The organism is Vibrio sp. Hal054 (assembly GCF_037162405.1).
Lineage (GTDB): Bacteria > Pseudomonadota > Gammaproteobacteria > Enterobacterales > Vibrionaceae > Vibrio > Vibrio diazotrophicus.
On sequence record NZ_JARLUT010000001.1, the window covers coordinates 630965 to 648121 of the forward strand.

14 protein-coding genes and 1 other RNA gene are annotated in these 17157 nt (G+C 42.4%); 3 read left to right on the plus strand and 12 right to left on the minus strand.

The annotated features are described in order from the left end of the window. Positions 1 to 117: 117 nt before the first annotated feature. The 9 genes from P4S58_RS02840 to smpB all read right to left on the minus strand — a co-directional run bounded on the left by P4S58_RS02840 (position 118) and on the right by smpB (position 13049). Positions 118 to 819: a M48 family metallopeptidase gene (locus P4S58_RS02840; RefSeq protein ID WP_258509208.1), complete on the minus strand. Its 702-nt coding sequence runs from the start codon at positions 817 to 819 to the stop codon at positions 118 to 120. A 31-nt stretch (positions 820 to 850) separates the two neighbouring features. Further along, positions 851 to 4222, minus strand: coding sequence for a type I restriction endonuclease subunit R (locus P4S58_RS02845; RefSeq protein ID WP_337162874.1), 3372 nt, complete (start codon positions 4220 to 4222; stop codon positions 851 to 853). Positions 4223 to 4322: 100 nt separating this feature from the next. After that, positions 4323 to 5543 carry a restriction endonuclease subunit S gene (locus P4S58_RS02850; RefSeq protein ID WP_337162875.1) on the minus strand — a complete coding sequence of 407 codons (1221 nt, stop codon included), beginning with the start codon at positions 5541 to 5543 and terminating at the stop codon, positions 4323 to 4325. Positions 5544 to 5633: 90 nt separating this feature from the next. Continuing rightward, positions 5634 to 7301 (minus strand): type I restriction-modification system subunit M, encoded by a 1668-nt coding sequence (locus P4S58_RS02855; RefSeq protein ID WP_025588480.1) that lies wholly within the window; start codon positions 7299 to 7301, stop codon positions 5634 to 5636. Between the two features lie 196 nt (positions 7302 to 7497). Next, positions 7498 to 9906, minus strand: a complete 2409-nt coding sequence (locus P4S58_RS02860) for a hypothetical protein (RefSeq protein WP_257966366.1) — start codon at positions 9904 to 9906, stop codon at positions 7498 to 7500. A 137-nt stretch (positions 9907 to 10043) separates the two neighbouring features. After that, positions 10044 to 10322, minus strand: coding sequence for a helix-turn-helix transcriptional regulator (locus P4S58_RS02865; RefSeq protein ID WP_000115789.1), 279 nt, complete (start codon positions 10320 to 10322; stop codon positions 10044 to 10046). Positions 10323 to 10718: 396 nt separating this feature from the next. Further along, positions 10719 to 11945, minus strand: a complete 1227-nt coding sequence (locus P4S58_RS02870; protein WP_025588475.1) for an integrase domain-containing protein — start codon at positions 11943 to 11945, stop codon at positions 10719 to 10721. 183 nt (positions 11946 to 12128) lie between these two features. Beyond that, positions 12129 to 12496, minus strand: a transfer-messenger RNA (tmRNA) gene (gene ssrA, locus P4S58_RS02875). 67 nt (positions 12497 to 12563) lie between these two features. Continuing rightward, a complete protein-coding gene (smpB, locus tag P4S58_RS02880; protein ID WP_042489074.1) occupies positions 12564 to 13049 on the minus strand; it encodes an SsrA-binding protein SmpB in 486 nt (161 codons plus the stop codon). A gap of 171 nt (positions 13050 to 13220) precedes the next feature. Here smpB and P4S58_RS02885 point away from each other — a divergent pair, with 171 nt between their 5' ends. Then, positions 13221 to 13652, plus strand: a complete 432-nt coding sequence (locus P4S58_RS02885) for an SRPBCC family protein (protein WP_102954685.1) — start codon at positions 13221 to 13223, stop codon at positions 13650 to 13652. Further along, on the plus strand, positions 13652 to 13966 hold the full coding sequence (locus tag P4S58_RS02890; RefSeq protein ID WP_102968330.1) for an RnfH family protein: 315 nt from the start codon (positions 13652 to 13654) through the stop codon (positions 13964 to 13966). Before P4S58_RS02885 ends, P4S58_RS02890 begins: the two co-directional genes overlap by 1 nt. Positions 13967 to 14059: 93 nt before the next feature. Here the strand turns inward: P4S58_RS02890 and bamE are convergent, their stop codons facing one another. Then, the gene (gene bamE, locus P4S58_RS02895) at positions 14060 to 14419 is read right to left on the minus strand and encodes an outer membrane protein assembly factor BamE (RefSeq protein ID WP_102968329.1); all 360 of its coding nucleotides are present in this window, start codon (positions 14417 to 14419) and stop codon (positions 14060 to 14062) included. A 152-nt stretch (positions 14420 to 14571) separates the two neighbouring features. Continuing rightward, the gene (gene recN, locus P4S58_RS02900) at positions 14572 to 16236 is read right to left on the minus strand and encodes a DNA repair protein RecN (RefSeq protein WP_102968328.1); all 1665 of its coding nucleotides are present in this window, start codon (positions 16234 to 16236) and stop codon (positions 14572 to 14574) included. A 298-nt stretch (positions 16237 to 16534) separates the two neighbouring features. Here recN and P4S58_RS02905 point away from each other — a divergent pair, with 298 nt between their 5' ends. Next, the gene (locus P4S58_RS02905; protein WP_180980195.1) at positions 16535 to 16687 is read left to right on the plus strand and encodes a hypothetical protein; all 153 of its coding nucleotides are present in this window, start codon (positions 16535 to 16537) and stop codon (positions 16685 to 16687) included. A gap of 54 nt (positions 16688 to 16741) precedes the next feature. Here the strand turns inward: P4S58_RS02905 and P4S58_RS02910 are convergent, their stop codons facing one another. Further along, positions 16742 to 17125, minus strand: a complete 384-nt coding sequence (locus tag P4S58_RS02910) for a Rid family detoxifying hydrolase (protein ID WP_102968327.1) — start codon at positions 17123 to 17125, stop codon at positions 16742 to 16744. Positions 17126 to 17157: the final 32 nt, after the last annotated feature.

Here is a 17157-nt window from a genome sequence, read left to right on the forward strand (position 1 = left end):
AAAAGATGAAAGTTATTCAATTAAATTAGCGAATAAAAAGTCGTGAGTAGAGGGAGAGTGAAAGATTTAGAGCAGTGGGCAGTGCCTCCAGACATTTTCAAAATGCAGTATACACCGCTAAATTCCCATCCCAGAACGCTCTACCTCTTCATGCAGCTCTTTCCAGTCAGGACAATACTTGGCGACTAGTTTCCAAAAGTTTTTGGCATGGCTCTTCTCTACGGTATGACATAGCTCATGAAGGATTATGTAATCCATCACCTTATTGGAAAACTCCATGCAACGAGGGTGGAACTCCAGAACATTGTTCTCGGTGCAGTTAGCCCAACGTGCATCAAACTTTTTTATGTGGAAAGTTGTGGCTTGCATGCCCGTTTCCTGTTGCCAATAGCGTAAGCGAGAAGCGATTTTTTCTAAGGCTTTCTGTTTGTAGAAACGCTCCAGCGCTGGTTTGAATCGCTCACGGCTGACGAAGTGGCCTTCGGGAGAAAGAACTTTAAAACGGCTTTGGTTAAACTTCACTTCTACCGTCGATAACTCTGGCGCAGGGATCACTTCACAATAGAAAGAACGACCACGGTAAGGCGCTCGGCTACCTGTGACGATTTCTTCTTTTAACGGTTGATTGACTTCCGCTAAGCGCTCTTTGATCCACCTTGCTCTATACCGAATCAGCTCTCGTTGCTCGTCCTCAGAGGCACTTGGGCCTCTGAGAAGAACAGTCTTCCCTCTTTCTACAGTAACGTAGTGGTGACTGAGTTTTGAGTCGAGCTTAAATTCCCACTCGATTTCAGTTGTACCGTATTGAAAAATTGGCATGTGTTTCTTTCGTCTTTGGTGAAGCAAAGGATCAGTTGTTCAGCATAATACTGAAAATTTCAGCAGAGTGCTGACGTGCTACGGTCATATCCCAGCCACCAAGACCACGTAAAATCGTTCTGATTGTTTTCTTGATCTCGTTGTGAATATCAGTCTGTTTTTTCCATATCGGTGACAACATGACTTCAGCGATATCAGGGTGGCTAAAGAGGCCTTTAGTCCATGCCAGAGCTTCAGCTTCCTCTACTTGCTTTTCCAAGTAGTTGAACACGGCTCGCTCTGTTGCTGTTCCCAAGCCCATTTCAGATGGCTTTGCATCTTTATCACGTACACGCTGAGCAAAAAGCTCTAGCTGTTCAAGGAATAGAGCTTGTTCAATACGTCCTTCACGTTCATCTTGGATAAGCTTTTCTAGCTCTTCTTCCAAGTCACCAAAGAAGGCAGGATCTTTACCTTTACCCGTCTTAATGGTGTGCTTGAGTTTGTTCTTCATGACCAATGCTGCACTCCCAGCACTTTTTTGCTTGCGGAGTAGATCCATATCCGCAGCATCCAGAATTGAAACTTCACGACCTAGCAAGCTCTTAACTTCACTTGCTTCTATATGCTCGTCGAGCATGTTTTTAAGCAGCTCAGATTCAGATGCCGTAATGCGAACCGTATCAGCACTCTCAGGCATTTTGTTGCGCAGTTGGAGTTTTATCTCATTCAGCACTTTGAAGTAAGGCTGATATTTAGATGCGCGTTCGTCAGGTAACACGATATCTAAGCGGCTATTGAATCCAGCGAGAGCAACGAGGAAGTCTTCAACAATATCTAGACGAGTATCTGGATCTAGGTAGAGATCGGCATCCTCTTTGTAAGGTTCTGGTTGCTTCACGGGATTGTGCTTTTTCGGAAGAATGTCTAACACTTTTGTCAAAGCTGATTGAAGACGTGGTAACTCCGCTTCGACGTCCGTCCACACTTGGTCGGGTTGTACGTCACCACCATAAACTTTCAGTGCTTCATCTAGGTACTCAACCACACCGAAATAATCGACAATGTAACCCGCTTTCTTACCTTTTCGAGTTCGGTTTACACGAGCAATAGCCTGAAGCAAAGTATGTTCTTTTAGCGGTTTATCCAAATATAAAGTGCTGACAATAGGCGCATCCCAGCCAGTTAACAGCATGTCAGAAACGATGATTAACCCAATGTTGTTAAACTTGGTTTCTTCTTTGGTATTAGCGGATTCATCACCATAAGGCAGCTTAAATTCATCATTCACCAAGCTTGGGATCTTTTCAGATGGTACGGCTATCGGTGTTTGGCCTTGTTTGAGTTCCCGCTTGATACGCTCTTCGATAGTTTCAAGTTTTGAGGTTGAGCCTGATGCATAGTGAGCTTGTTGTTCACTAATACCTGTGCGCTTATCTGTCATACTACCGAGAGAGATAACCACTCGGCTTTCAAAGGTCGGCAGACCTTTGTTTTGACGCTCCTGCATGATTTGGTTTAGTACGTCTTTATAGCGAACAGCCATATCACGCCCGTCACATACCAGTATGGCTTTAAATCCGCGAGGCTTCACGCTTGATAGAAAATGTTCGATGAGATGGCGAGCATTTTCCTCAATACGACCGATAGCACCACGACGTTTTTTGAGTAATTCTTGCTTTAGCTTTTTCTTACGGGCTAAAGGCTCATTACCAAATTCATCCTCAAAAGCTTGTTTTAGCTTTCCGTCGCTACCCCATTGCGCCATACCTTCAAGATATTTAATAGGCAGTGTCGCGCCATCTGCAACCGCCTCGTCGAGGCGGTAAGTATCGATGTACTCCTTACCGCCGAATGTACCCAAGGTTTCTTTATCGTCTTTAAAAAGCGGGGTGCCAGTAAAAGCTATGAACTTCGCATTAGGTAAAGATGCACGCATGAATGCAGCAAGGAATCCATATTGACTGCGGTGAGCTTCATCAACCATCACGAAGAAGTTTGGCTTGGTACTCAGAACACGAAAATCAACTTTCTCTTCGCTCACGAGTTCCCATTTGGCTTTTTTAGGGTTGCCATTAGCATCGGTTTGACCGTGAAGAACATTGTTCTCCTTTAAAATCCAGCACTGTTCTTGCCCCGAATCATCTTTCCTCAAAACGCGTCTGACGCGACTTTTAGAGTCTGCAATGGAATCCTCATCTTCAGACTCTTTTGCGGCCTGTATCTGCTTACCATCGCTTTCTTGAAACTTTTGAACGGTCGAAGTGAAAATGGTGCCGTAGTCATTGCTGAGCATGGCTTCTAGCCCTGCGACGGAGTCTGCTTTAATCGATTCAAGACCGACATTGGTAAAGGTATTGTGGATCTGGCGGTCAAGGTCAGTGCGGTCGGTAAGAATCAAGATACTTGGGTTATTGAAACCAGAAATTTCGGCTCGCATTAAACGGGCAAGTAGCGCCATCGTCAGTGATTTACCACTCCCTTGCGTATGCCAAACCACGCCGCCAAGTTCTTGGCCTAATAGCTGCGGGTCTTTCCCCTGTAGACGAAGTAGCGTCTTCTCTACGGCACGCCACTGTTGATAACGTGGCAGCTTCTTGATCATGACGCCTTTTTCTATCTCATACATAGGGTAAAAACAGACTAAACGCACAAAGCGGGAAGGCTCGAATAATGCCCACAGTAGTTTGTCTTGCTCTGTAGGGGGCTTGCCTAATTGATTTTCTAATTCGGTAAGAACAATGTTCTCGTCAGACTTTTTCGGATCAAATTTGTAAGTTAGATAGAACTGCTCTGGCGCATAGATCGCGCCATACTTGGCTTGGCTGCGATTAATGGCGGCACAAACCATATTAAAGGCAAAGTGTTGAGTGAAAGTGCCTTGGTAGCCATCAATTTGTGCAATGCCTTTGCTGAGCTTAATTGAGCTGTTTTTACACTCAATCAAGCCAAGGGGTAAGCCATTAATGAATAAAAGTAAATCTGGCTTAAAAAGCTCATCGTTGGCATTCTTGCCGACGTACTGATCAACCACATGGAATGAGTTACCCTCGGCACCTGTTTGGTTGATAAAACGGATGCTACGAGGCTGACCATTTTTGTCTTTTTGTTGCAGGTTCGATTGAAACAGAACATGCTTCCAGAATGCATGGTTTGCCAGCATTAAGTCGCTATTATGCTCAAACCATATGTCTCTGAGCTGTTTGATCGCTTTGCTTGCACCGTTCGGAACTTCGGCCAGCCAAGGATTAAGGGCGTGTAACCTGTCAGTTAGCACAGATTCCAGAATAACAGGCTCGGTCTTGTGTGTTTGTTCTACATCTCGACCTTTAATGTGCTGATAACCAAGGGTTTTTAACCATTCAATCGCTGGGCGTTCTACCCCAACTAGCTCTGGATTCGATGATTCAGCCTGACCTGACATACCTTATTCCTTTATTTATTGTTATTCATTTTTTATTGTTCATTTAAATTACGTTTTTTGCTTTTTAGATGCCTTCGTTGAAGGCATCATAGAGCGATAGCTAAGCTGCTTCAGTCTCCTCAACAGGAACTCGCCATTCGCCCGTAAGTAACTTCTGCATCAAGCCTTTTTTGAGTTGCTGGGTTTCGGCTTTTTGTTGCTCAAGTAAAGTTAACTTATCATTTACGAGTTTAAGCGTTTCTTCTATCCACTTTTTTTCTTCACTAATTGGCACTAGAACTTTAAATTTCTTTATTTGCTTTATAGTTAGTTGAGGTTGTGCGCTTCCAAACACCACTTTACTTATTTGAGCTTTGAACTGAGGCGATTGCATAAACTGGTAAAGATAGTTGGGCATTGAGCTGTCGATACATCTTATGATTGCCATTCCAGAATTAATGCGCACGGCATCAAAAAGTTCTTCATGTTTAAACAGACCAAAATTACCTACAGTCCCTCGTGTGGTAAGAACAATATCATTTTGCAAGACTTGCCCTTTTCTCAGTTTATTGTGCTTCTCCTGAGATATGAACTGTGTTGTTTCATAAGTGAAGCCCTGTTTCGTTACATTTTTAGCACTGAGGAATAAGCAGTATCCAAAGTCTGAAAAGTCGGCCTGTTTTGGGTAAGATTTACCTCTGTCACCGTCCTCAATATCAGCAATTTCAGCTAGCTCTAGAGTACTCCAAGGTTGAGGAATTTTCCCAAATGGAGAATCCTGAAACTCAGTATGCGGTTGCCAGTTACCATTCTCGTCCTGAACACCGACACCTTCTGAAAAAAGCTTTTGCATTAAGCCTGTTTTTAGTTTTTCGGTTTCTGCAATTTTCTGGTCGATAAGGTTGATTTTCTTATCTACTGTTGAAAGGATTTCCGCGATTTTTTGTTGTTCCTCCGTTGGCGGTAGCGTAACTTTTAGTTTGACTAGCCTTGTTTGCTTAATGCCCTTAGCTGTTGACCCTGTTGCGTTAGCGTTTAACTCATTTTGAAAGCTTTCAGAAGACATGAAATGAAACAGGTACTCACTAAGTACTGATTCATTTGGTTTTAGTAAGATTACTCGTTGGCTTAAAATATACTTATTGTCATCAGGAATAAGAGCTACGTTCCCCAATGGAGCTTCCATCGTAAAAACAATATCGCCTTTTGAGCAATCTCCTTTGGTCATCCAAGCGTCATACAGTTCTTCAGAAGCAAGGTAACACTCTCGTTTGAAGTCGATATATCCCTGCTTAACATTATTTGCAGAAAGCGCTCTTATTGAACCATTTCCCCATTCCATCCCAATTTTTTTGGGGTTTTGCCTCTGAAATCAATGACTTTATCAATGCATGATGACAACGGCACACTTTTCCAAACTGGTGAGTTCATATTAAATGCCTTTGAGTTGAGCTAAGTGTTTAGAGAGCTTTGAATCGATTTCACTCAATTCTTGGTCAATGCTTTTTAAATTGCTCAAAACTAACTCTATGTTTATGCGAACATCTTCTTCTGATGTATCGATATAGCGGCTGATATTGAGGTTAAAGTCATTCTGCTTGATTTCAGCGATATCGACTACGCGTAGATATTTATCAACCGAGACAGAATCTAGTAGCTCCGAAAGTTTATCTTCCGTTTGCTCTCCAGCATCAACTAAAATTTGTTTCGCTTTGCTGTACTCGGTTGTGATACGTTTGATATCACTTTCACGAAGATAGTTCATCGCTTTACCTTCACCAAACTCAGCAGATGCATCAACGAAAATAACCTTGTTCTTCAGTGCAGCAGGTTTGTCTTTATTGATGATTAAAACCGCAGCCGCAATGCCTGTGTTGAAGAAAAGTGCTGGCGGCAAACCAACTACACCTTCGATCAAGTCGCCTTTAAATTCATCGTTGCCGATAAGCATACCTTTACGAATTTTACCCTCATCACCTTCACGGAACAGTACACCGTGAGGAACGACAACACCGATGCGACCATTATCTTTCGTTGAGGCTATCATATGCTGCACAAAGGCTAGATCTGCTTTTGTCCTCGGTGCAACGCCAAGACCAAAACGACCATAAGGATCTTTAAGGTCAGTGCTGTATTTCACGTTTCTCTCTTTGCCACTTTTTCCATCAATGATTTTACCGTCATTGAGTTCTAGCGGTTCCCACCACTTCGATTGAGAGAAAGGTGGGTTGGCAATCACACGGTCGAACGTTTGAAGGCCTTCGCCATCTTTATGTAATGGATTTACCAGTGTATCGCCGCGCTTAATGTCACCATCTAGGTTGTGCAAGAACATGTTGAGTTTAGCAATTGCCCATGTTCCTAGGTTCTTCTCCTGACCGTAAAGTTTACAGTTAGGCTTACCCATGATGGTGCCATTCTCGTAGTTTTCTTTAATGTGACGAGCGGACTCAACCAACATGCCGCCGCACCCACAGGTCAAATCGTAAATCTCATGGCCTGGCTGTGGGTCAATCAGCTTAACGATAAGTTCTACCACTTCGTGTGGGGTGTAGAACTCGCCGCCTTTCTTACCAGCATCATCAGCAAACTTGCCAATCAAATACTCGTACGCATCGCCAAGTAGGTCGGCTTTGTAGAGGTTTTTATTGCCCAGCTTGTGCTGGTTAAAGTGACGGAGTAGGCGAGTTAGTAACTCATTGCTGAGCTTCTCTTTATCACCGAACTGAATGGCGGTAAGCACTTTTTCTAGTGATGGGTTTTGATGTTCGATTTCAGCAAAGGCTTCATCGATGTACTCACCAATATTTTCCGTTCTTTCGACCAGCTTGTTCCAACGTGCATACACAGGAACGAATTGCTCTGGGTTATCTTCCTGAATGAGCGCCATTGCTTCTTCAGCGCTGCAACCTTCCTCTTCCATCACGGCTTCTACACGCTCGTCAAATACGTCTGAAAGACGTTTTAAGAACAGGAGACCGAAGATATAGTTTTTGAAGTCTGAGCTATCTACGGTGCCACGCATGATGTTTGCGCTGCCCCAAAGCCATGTTTTTAGCTCTTCAAGGCTGATTTTTTCTACTGCGGTATTGGTTGTCATAAGAATCTCTTAAACGTTCACGGCTCGTTCAGAACCTTGGTTTGAGCGAAGAACAAAATTGTGGGCATTATAACGCAACAAGCTTCGATTGAGAGGCTTTAGATCCAGGAATTGAGCGCTGTAGTAAGATTATGATTTGATGTGGGATATTCCCTGCTACCTTCTGAGTGTCGTGGTAGCAGGGCAGTGTTGGTTGTTAAGCTGCGGACTTGGTAGTTTCAGATGGGGCTGTCTTAAAGTAAGCATAATTACGAGCGTTTTTATGCAGCTCTACTTTTGCTTTCTTGCTACTGCTGCGGAATGTCCCAACTTCGAAGCCTAATGAGTTTAAGAGTCTTTTCAAGTATGACGTTGCCTTGTTTGGCTTTGCCTCTTGGTGAAGAGGCTTGCTAATGTGTAAGCCATCTTTAAAAGCCCAGTTTAATACCTCTTGCTTCAAATAGCAGGCTTTTACAATCTGGCGAACATCGTCTTTGTGAATCCAAAAAGCGTCACCATCGACAGAAAACCCATACTTTCTCAAAATATTGTCATAGATGAACATCGCGGCAGAATGGTGCTTCGTTTCGATTTCCACTTTGTCACTAGAGCGATTCACGAACGGGAATGAATCAAACACACTTCGATTGGCTAAGAACTTGAAGTGGAAGTTAACGTCATCTTCTGTAACCTTTTTCACTCCGTAATCCCGCTTGATCTGAAACTTAGTTAAAGAAGCATTATCAGAAGACGTCCTTCTGTCTTTAGTCCATAACCAGGAAGCTTGTTCTTGAGTTAAATCAGGTGAGGATACAATCGCTTGCACTTCTAACTCTTTGTACTCTTTGGCTGCCAGAGTAACACTCTTTTGAGCAAACAGTTGTGCTGTAAATGAGGATGGGGCCGATGTAGTCATGAAACCGAGTTCTTCCAACGTTAAATGTAAATGCAAGGCTAAAGGAGCGAAGAAGCGCTTTTTAACGTTGTTGAATGCAATGTTTAACTTGTCGGTTGGTTGAACATGGACTGTTGGTTTGTACGTCGTCTCTTTGGCATGTGGCGTAATGAAATCTTTGTATGCATCAACGGCAAACCAAATTTGTTTTGCTGTACGAAATCGACGTGCGAAATTAATCAGCTCTAACGGTGTCAGTGTCTTATCGCAGAAAACCACAACCTTGTTAGTAAAGTGCGTAGTAATTGAAAAGCCTGAACTTAAGCAAGGAGATGCCATGATAGCGTTATACTTCTTAATCTCTTCGTTTGGATTCTCCAAAAAGGCTTTTTGAGCAGGCATGTCTTTATTGTGAGCGTGAATAATTAAGACCCCGTCTTTTAGTGCTTCTTCTTCACAATCTAGCCTATTAGAATCTTTATAGCCCAGTGATTGGGTTACCTGGCGAAGTGTGACGAGAGAGTCAAACAGGAATACTTTATCTTCATCAATAAGGCGCTCTTTGAGATAAACGTTAGAGAGGTACTGGTTTTTATCTGTGATCACCGCTTTGATTGAAGAATACGGGTTCTCAGTGCAATCCAATAGTGTCACTTCGCTTCTTAACTCTTTGATGTAACTCAAGCTGATGTCTGAAAGATCTGCATCACCCACAATCAATTGTGGGACATTACGAATGGCTTCTGACAAGCTTTCAAAAACTTGTTGTTTTGGTAACTGTTTACTGGGTTCAGAACATACGACAGTCGTCAGTACTTTTTCGAACTCATCAATGATAAGAATATCCGCCTGATTAAGCACAGAGCGAATATGAGATTTCCAAATGCTGTTTACAACAACCCCCATTGCATCCGCCTGTTCTAGCTCGCATAAATCTTGGTTGTAGCTGACTGCGAGATTGTCATTGCAGTATTGTTCGACCAGTGCGGTCAGGTAAGACAGATAAACGATCTTCTTGTTTTTGCTTCGAGCCGCTTTTGCTAATGGACCAAATAGATGCTTGGTCTTCCCTGTACCTGTTGCCGCTCTTACTGCAAGAGTTTTGCTGTCGTTGATAAGCTGTGAGCACAGCGGAGAGCGCAATGAATCAACGGTGATGGTCTTAGTTTGAAGAGTCGGAGACATGAACTTTCGCACTCTATTGCGATTCTGTTCGAGTTGCTCATCAAGTGCAGCTCTCAATAACTCAATACTCTGAACGCCCTGTAAATCAGACAGAAAGGTGTTAACACATGCCTCGGTTGTGCTGTTTGTCAGAGGAACAGTACGAATCAATTGCTTGGAAAGCCACTGCGATGTTTCTTTGCACGGTGATAGAGAGTTGCAAAGGGTTAGATAAGTCACAGTGCTTCTAAAGTTCTCTAGGCTGTAGTAAATCCCTGTCGCGCTATCTAACATTGGAACACGACTTCCACAGTAGTTGCTTTTCATTAATCTAGCCGTTTGAGTCGGGAACAGCTTTGAATCGGCGACTAATGTAGTCGTATAGCCAGCATCTAGATAATATCGGACGACATCCATCGCATTGCTTCTGTCGTTGCGTAGAGCAACGACTCGATGATCATTCGAGCGATGCTGAAGGCACGGGTCGAGCATAATGAAAACCGACTTAGCTTTTGAGGTTTGAAGTAGAGTGTGTTCTGTAGCTTGAGATTGCGCGATGACGTTCATTTATTCTAATTCCTGCTTGAACGTAAAAGTGCAAAATTTCTAGATAATATATATAACTAAAAAATTCTGCACTTTTACCAGCATGCTAAAGCATGCAGTAAACAATTGATTTATTTGTGCTTAGTGAGAATTTTTAGTTATGCGGCTAGTGCATAGAGACTGTTGTCGAAAAGAGACTGTCTTTGCTCAACAAGATGAGAAACAGTTTGCTGTAGATCTTTGCCTAGTGCCATGGCTGCGATAATTGCATCGACCTCATGAGACAAGAAACCAACAGAGTTTGCGCCTAAAGGAATTGACGGTGGGAAAGTTCCATCATTGATTTTGCGATGGAGAGTCGCTCTTGAGAATGGAACGCGCTGTAGAACGTCAGATTTACGTACGATTTTTAGAAGAGGAGTTGTATTTACAGACATAACGATAACCTACATTAATTCATGTCTAGTACTAACTTTATATTCCAATACTTACACTGATCCACGGAAGTTTATTATCAGTGAAGGAACACCTAGATGGGACTGAAGCCTATTGGGTTACAGACTCATTCCTTAACAATTAAAGGAAGGTATTCGTATGTAATGGAATAGTGAAGACTTCAAAAAAGGCTCCGAAAGTTAAGTTAATACCAAAACAATAAACAAATAGTTAAACCGAAGTTTAACGGGAATAAGTTACGTCGCCGCGTAGCGGACTTTAAATGTCTGTTTCCTATGTAAAAATTAAATATTTAGACGCGATTTAAAATAATGTGGGTGATTCTCATCGTCAATACAAAATCACCCACATTTCGTTTATAGTGTGACTTGCGTCACTTATTTTGATGGTTTTGCAATAGTGTTAGCAGTTTTAGAAGCATCGAATATGAAGTTACTCCACCATTCCATGATCTTGCGGCGTTCTTCCAAGTATTCAGCATTGTTGTAGATGTCACGAATCGTGTTCTTGTCTACGTGTGCTAAACACAGCTCAATAGCATCTTTGTTGAAGCCCTGTTCGTTGAGCGCTGTACTGCCAATTGAGCGGATACCATGGCTCACCAACTTTCCCGCCATACCTGCACGTTTCATTGCAGCGTTGATACTTTGACTGTTCATGTGTTTGTCTGCTGAGCTAGCGCTTGGGAAAACATATCGTTGACCGAATGATATAGGCTTCATAAAGTTCAATAGCTGTAATGCAGCGTCTGAAAGAGGGATCTTATGGTCGCGTTTCATTTTCATTTTATCTCGACCAATGATCCAAAGCCTGTTTTCGAAATCTATCTCATTCCATTCGGCTCTAGCGCACTCATTTGGGCGGGTTAGCGTGTGAAGCTGAAACTCAAAGGCGCACCTAGTGGTAAGCTTGATATTTGCCAATGACATTTTTTGCATAAGAATATGTAGCTCATCAGGCTTTATCGTAAGCATGTGTTCACCTTTTGGCTTTTTGAAAGCTTTCCAGATGTTTTCGAACCGATTGAATTCAACTTTGCCGCAGTGTTGTGCATATGTCATAACTTCATTCAAGCGCTGACAGACGCGTCTTACTGTTTCTAAAGCTCCTTTCGCTTCAATAGGTCGTAATGTTTGAATCACTGTTTGAGTAAGTAATTCGTTAACAGGCATATTTCCTAAATTGGGGAAAACGTGAAGCTCAAGAGAGCGCCAAATGTCATCTGCATAATCATCTGACACATCGTGTTTCTTCACTTCAAACCATTCTTCAGCGACAGCTCTTAACGTGTGAGACTGTGCTACCTGAGCAGTAAAACGTTGGTTATCTCTGTGAGTTTTAGGATCTACACCTTCCGCGACTAATTGTCGCATCTCTCTTGTTTTTTCTCTCGCGGAAGCGAGAGTGATATCAGGAAATGCGCCGAGGCTGATGTTCTTGCGTTTTTTAGTTACTGGATGGATGTAGTTGAAAATCCAAAGTTTTGCGCCATTGGGCTTTACACGTAAGTACAGACCGTTGCCATCGGCAAGCGAATATTCTTTCTCTAAGGGCTTAGCTTTGGTTACTTGAGTTGATGATAAAGGCTTGATTTGCTTAGCCATTTTAATGGTTCCTTTCTGATGTAACACCAATTTGTGTTGTTATTGGTTAGTGTTACGCAGAATGTTACTAAATGACTGAGATTAAGTGAATCTCGATGAGACGCCCTGAACCACTTAAAGCTAGATAGGACAAGGGTTTAGAAAAGAAAACGGGACGTCCTGAGACGTCCCGTTACTAGTGATTGGTGGAGCTGGCGGGATTTGAACCCGCGTCCGAAAATCATTCACCATTGGTACTACATGCTTAGTCGATCTTTAATTTCGCCACCCACCTGCGAACCGACACGCTAATGAATGACTATCCTGAATTATAATTCGCTGTTCATCTCTCAGGCGGGAGAATCCGAGCTAGCTTGTTTGGGTTTGACTCTTTGTTATTCCCCGTCTTACGAGCGGAAGCTAGGGCAAAGAGGCTCTTAGCAGGGTATTAAGCTGCTAGTGCGTAGTTTTCGTCGTTTGCGACTATTTTTTTGCGGTTTGTTAACGAGGCCTACCGCACCTCGGCATGCACCTCAGACTTCAAAATTCCCGTCGAATCCAGAATCAGCCCCAAGGTTGTTGATGCATAGTACCAGAAAAGCATTGCCTGTCTAGCGCTGTGCGTCTGTTTGGTCAAGATTAACGCAATGAGCTCTTCATTACGCGTGCTTTCTCTCTCGCCCAATCTTTTTCTTTTAAATCATCACGTTTATCGTGAAGCTTTTTACCTTTCGAAACGCCAACTTTGAGTTTTACCCAAGAGCGAGACCAGTAAAGAGACAACGCTGTTAAAGTCATACCTTCACGGTTAATTCGACCGAATAGGTTGTCGAGTTCACGACGGCTTAATAGCAGTTTACGAACGCGAGTAGGGTTAGCGACAACATGCGTTGAGGCTTGTTGTAGCGGAGTAATAGTCATACCAGAAACAAAAGCTTCTCCGTCTCGCATGAAAACGTAGCTTTCAGCGATATTTGCTTTGCCTTGACGAAGAGATTTAACTTCCCAGCCTTGTAGCTCCAGCCCTGCTTCTACTTCATCTTCAATAAAGTATTCATGGCGAGCTTTTTTGTTAAGCGCGATAGTGTTGCTACCCGCTTTTGTCTTTGAATTTTTCTTTACCATAGTGGGCGCATTATACGGATTTGGTGAATAGATAGGAAATGCTTTTCTTTGCGTAGCATAAGGTTAACTGCGTTGCCTAACAAGTAGCAATGTGCGTTTACTTGAGGTGACATAAGTATGACAGTACAATCAGCGCTAACCGATATGTCCGGGCAATGATGAGGAGTAAAGATGAAACAAATTAGTCGTTCTGCGTTGGTATCGTTTAGTGCAGAGCAGATGTTTCATTTAGTTAATGATGTCGCTCGCTACCCTGAATTCTTGCCGGGTTGCTCAGGTACTCGTGTATTGGAATCATCGCCGGAGGCAATGATAGCATCTGTTGATGTGTCTAAAGCCGGTATAAGCAAAACATTTACTACATCAAACGAGTTGCGTCATGGTGAGTCGATCATGATGAATTTGGTTGATGGCCCGTTCAAAACCTTACGTGGTGGATGGCATTTTACGCCACTAGACGATCAGGCTTGTAAGGTCGAACTGAAGTTGGAGTTCGAGTTTTCCAGCAAAATGATTGAACTGGCGTTTGGTAAAATTTTTAATGAGCTGACCAGCAACATGGTTAATGCTTTCACGAAACGCGCAAAGCAGGTGTACGCATAATGAGTATTGAATCGGATATTATTCATGTTGATGTTGTTTATGCTTTGCCACATGAACAACGAGTGCTGAATCTTGTCGTAAACAAAGGCATGACGGTAGAAGAGATCATTCAGACGTCTGGTATTTTGTCCATGTATCCAGAGATTGACTTGAAAGCAAACAAAGTGGGCGTGTTTAGCCGCAATGTGAAGCTTGACTCGACAGTTCGTGACAGAGACAGAATTGAGATTTACCGCCCGTTATTGGCTGACCCGAAAGAAATCCGCCGTAAGCGAGTAGAGCAGCAAAGAGCTCAAGCAGCCAGTTCGAAATAATGTATGAGTATAAAAAAGAGCTTGTATGAAACAAGCTCTTTTTTTGTATTTAGGATCTGAAATTCTTTAGAGAAACCTTATATGGGAATTACTCTAGTTGATACCTTCGAAAAACGAATCACCAGCTGGAAAATCCCCAGAAACGTTGGTCAATGTACCCGCAGGGTTGAAACTGACGATAAGGTTTTTTTGTTCAGAATCTTTGTGCCCTTCAGTATGGTGATAGATGTAGTACCAAGTATCAGGGTAACCATTTTCTACCAACATTGGTGATCCAAGAACGAAACGTACCTGCTCTTTGCTCATACCAAATTTCAATTTATTTACGGATTCTTGTTCAACATAGTTGCCTTGGTTGATGTCGATTCGATAAACCAATTTTTCTAGTAATGAGCAGCCAGACAAGGTAGTCACTGCTAGGGGAATGGCAATAAGCCATTTGGTAAACTGCATATTCAAACTTCTATAAACCGTAAAATAAAACTCGCAAGATAATAAACAAGCTCACAGCGAATGTAAAAACATCAAATCACTATGAGCTAATTGAGACTACGAATTTTGAATTTGGTTGCAAAGCGTAGACAAAAAATCGCGACTTTTGTGTGCTATGCAGCAATTAACAGCTCTTTTGCGTTGGCTAGTGTCGATTCAGTAATCTGACTACCACCGAGCAGACGTGCTAGTTCAGAGACTCGTTGTTCGTTATTGAGTTTCACCATCTGCGTTTCGGTTTTACCGCCTTTGGTTTGTTTTGCAACAAACATTTGGTTATGACCGCAACCCGCAACTTGAGGTAAGTGAGTGACACAAAGAACCTGAGTAGATTCGCCCAGTTTTCTCAACATTTTACCAACGACTGCCGCAGTTGGACCTGAAATCCCCACATCTACTTCATCAAAGATCAAGCTAGGTGTATCCACTTTCTGTGCAGTGATCACTTGGATAGCGAGTGATATACGTGAAAGCTCACCACCCGATGCCACTTTCGCAATAGGTTGAAGCGGTTGACCTGCGTTGGTTGACACCAAGAAGGTCACAGAGTCGATACCTAATGGAGTTGGGTGACCCACTTGGCTACTAATATCAATCTTGAATTGGGCTTTCTCCATGCTCAATTCATGCATACTTTGACTAATCAGTTTATCCAGCTCTTTAGCGTAGCGTATGCGAGATTTATTTAACTTCTCAGCTTGAGTAAGAAACTCTTGATACTGTTTCGCAACATCAGCTTCCAGTTCAGAGAACTTTTCATCAGAGCTATCAAGTTGCTCAATTTGTTTGAGTAGATCTTGATGATGCTGATACAACTCTTCAGGGAGAACGTGATGCTTACGTGAAAGAGACATAATCTTTGAGTAGCGTTCTTCTACATAAGCCATGCGCTCAGGGTCTACATCAATATGATCGAGGTATGAGCGAAGTTCATTATTTGCTTCTTCCAACTGAATAATCGCTTCGGCAATCATATTTGGTAGCGCTGAAAGCGAGCTGTCCATTTCTGCTAGTTCAATTAAGGTATGACTGGTGGACTGTAATAAGCTTAGAGCGTTAACTTCTTCGCCTTCATCAATCAAAGTGATCGCTTTTTGGCAATTCAAAGCAAGATCACCGCTGTTAGATAAGCGCTTATGCTCTTGTTCTATTTCGCTGTACTCTTCTTCACCAATTGAAAGTTCATTCAGTTCTTTAATTTGGTATTCCAAAAGTTGTAATTGTGCTTGGTTTTGTAAGCGGTTTTCTTTGAGCTGCTTCAGTTGGCTATTCGACTGTCGCCAGTTTTGGTAACTGATACGAGTACTTTCCAACAGGCTTGTATGGTTAGCATATTGATCCAACATTGCCAATTGTTGCTCTGGCTTCATCAGTTGCTGATGCGCATGTTGACCATGGATATTAATCAGTAATTGACCTAGCGCTTTTAGTTGTGATCCCGGAACAGGACTACCGTTGATAAATGCACGTGAACGACCATCTTTAGTAATGGTTCTACGCAGTATGCAGTCTTTGCCGTCCAGCAGGTCATTATCTTCCAACCAGCGGGTGGCGTTAATATTGTTGTCTAGGATGAATGAAGCGCTGACTTCGGTTTTGTCTTCACCTTGTCGAACCATACTCGCTTCTGAACGGCCACCAAGACATAAGCTTAGAGCGTCAATAGCAATAGATTTACCAGCGCCTGTTTCGCCAGTAATGGTCGTCATTCCTTGTGAAAGCTCAAGCTGCAAAGATTTCACGATTGCAAAGTTGTTTACGCTTAAATGAGCCAGCATTTTTCGTCACCTGTACAATTAAATAATACTGTATTTTTGAACAGTATATACTGTTTCTTTATACAGTAAAGATGGCTGTGTGAAAATTTTTAGTGTTGGAAATGGTGCTGTGTTTAATGCGTTAAATGGGATTCAAGTAGAGTTGCTTGATAGCACTAGCTTTCTAGCAATATGCCCTTTGAACAATGTGAGAATCAGTTTTGAATTGATTACTAAATGTTCATTAAATAATTTGACGAGGTTCACAAAAAAGATAGAATACGCAACCTGTATACAATGTGACAAGGTGTAGAAAATCATGAACTCAGCACTTCTTTCGCTATTAGAAAAGAAAAGCACTTCGGGAAAAAGTAAATCGCAATCGACATTGGCTGACAAACTATCAAGTGTCATGATGTTTGGCGCGACACTTGCTGTAGTTGGTGTATTAGGGCTAACGTACATTGCATAAATTCAAATAAAAAAGACGCTTCAAGCGTCTTTTTTATTATCTAGCGAATAGCGTTTACTTTGTCGCTATCACTTCAATTTCCACTTTCGCATCCATAGGCAGGCGAGCGACTTCTACGCATGAACGCGCTGGAAAAGAGGCTTTGTGGCTTTCAAAGAATTCGCCATAGACTTTGTTTACTAATGGGAAATCATTTAAGTCTTTAACGAAAACCGTAGTCTTAACAATGTTGCTTGCACTTAAACCTGCCTCTTCAATGATAGCCAAAGCATTGTTTAGTGATTGTAAGGTTTGCTCTGCAACATCTTCAGGCATCTGTTTCGTTTCCGGATTAATTGGTAACTGCCCGGAAGTAATGACCATTCCACCCAGATTAACGCCTTGAACATAAGGTCCAATCGCCAGGGGTGCTTTTGTTGTATTGAGTATTTCTGCCATGGTAATTCTCGTAATTAGTGGGTTGTCATTGG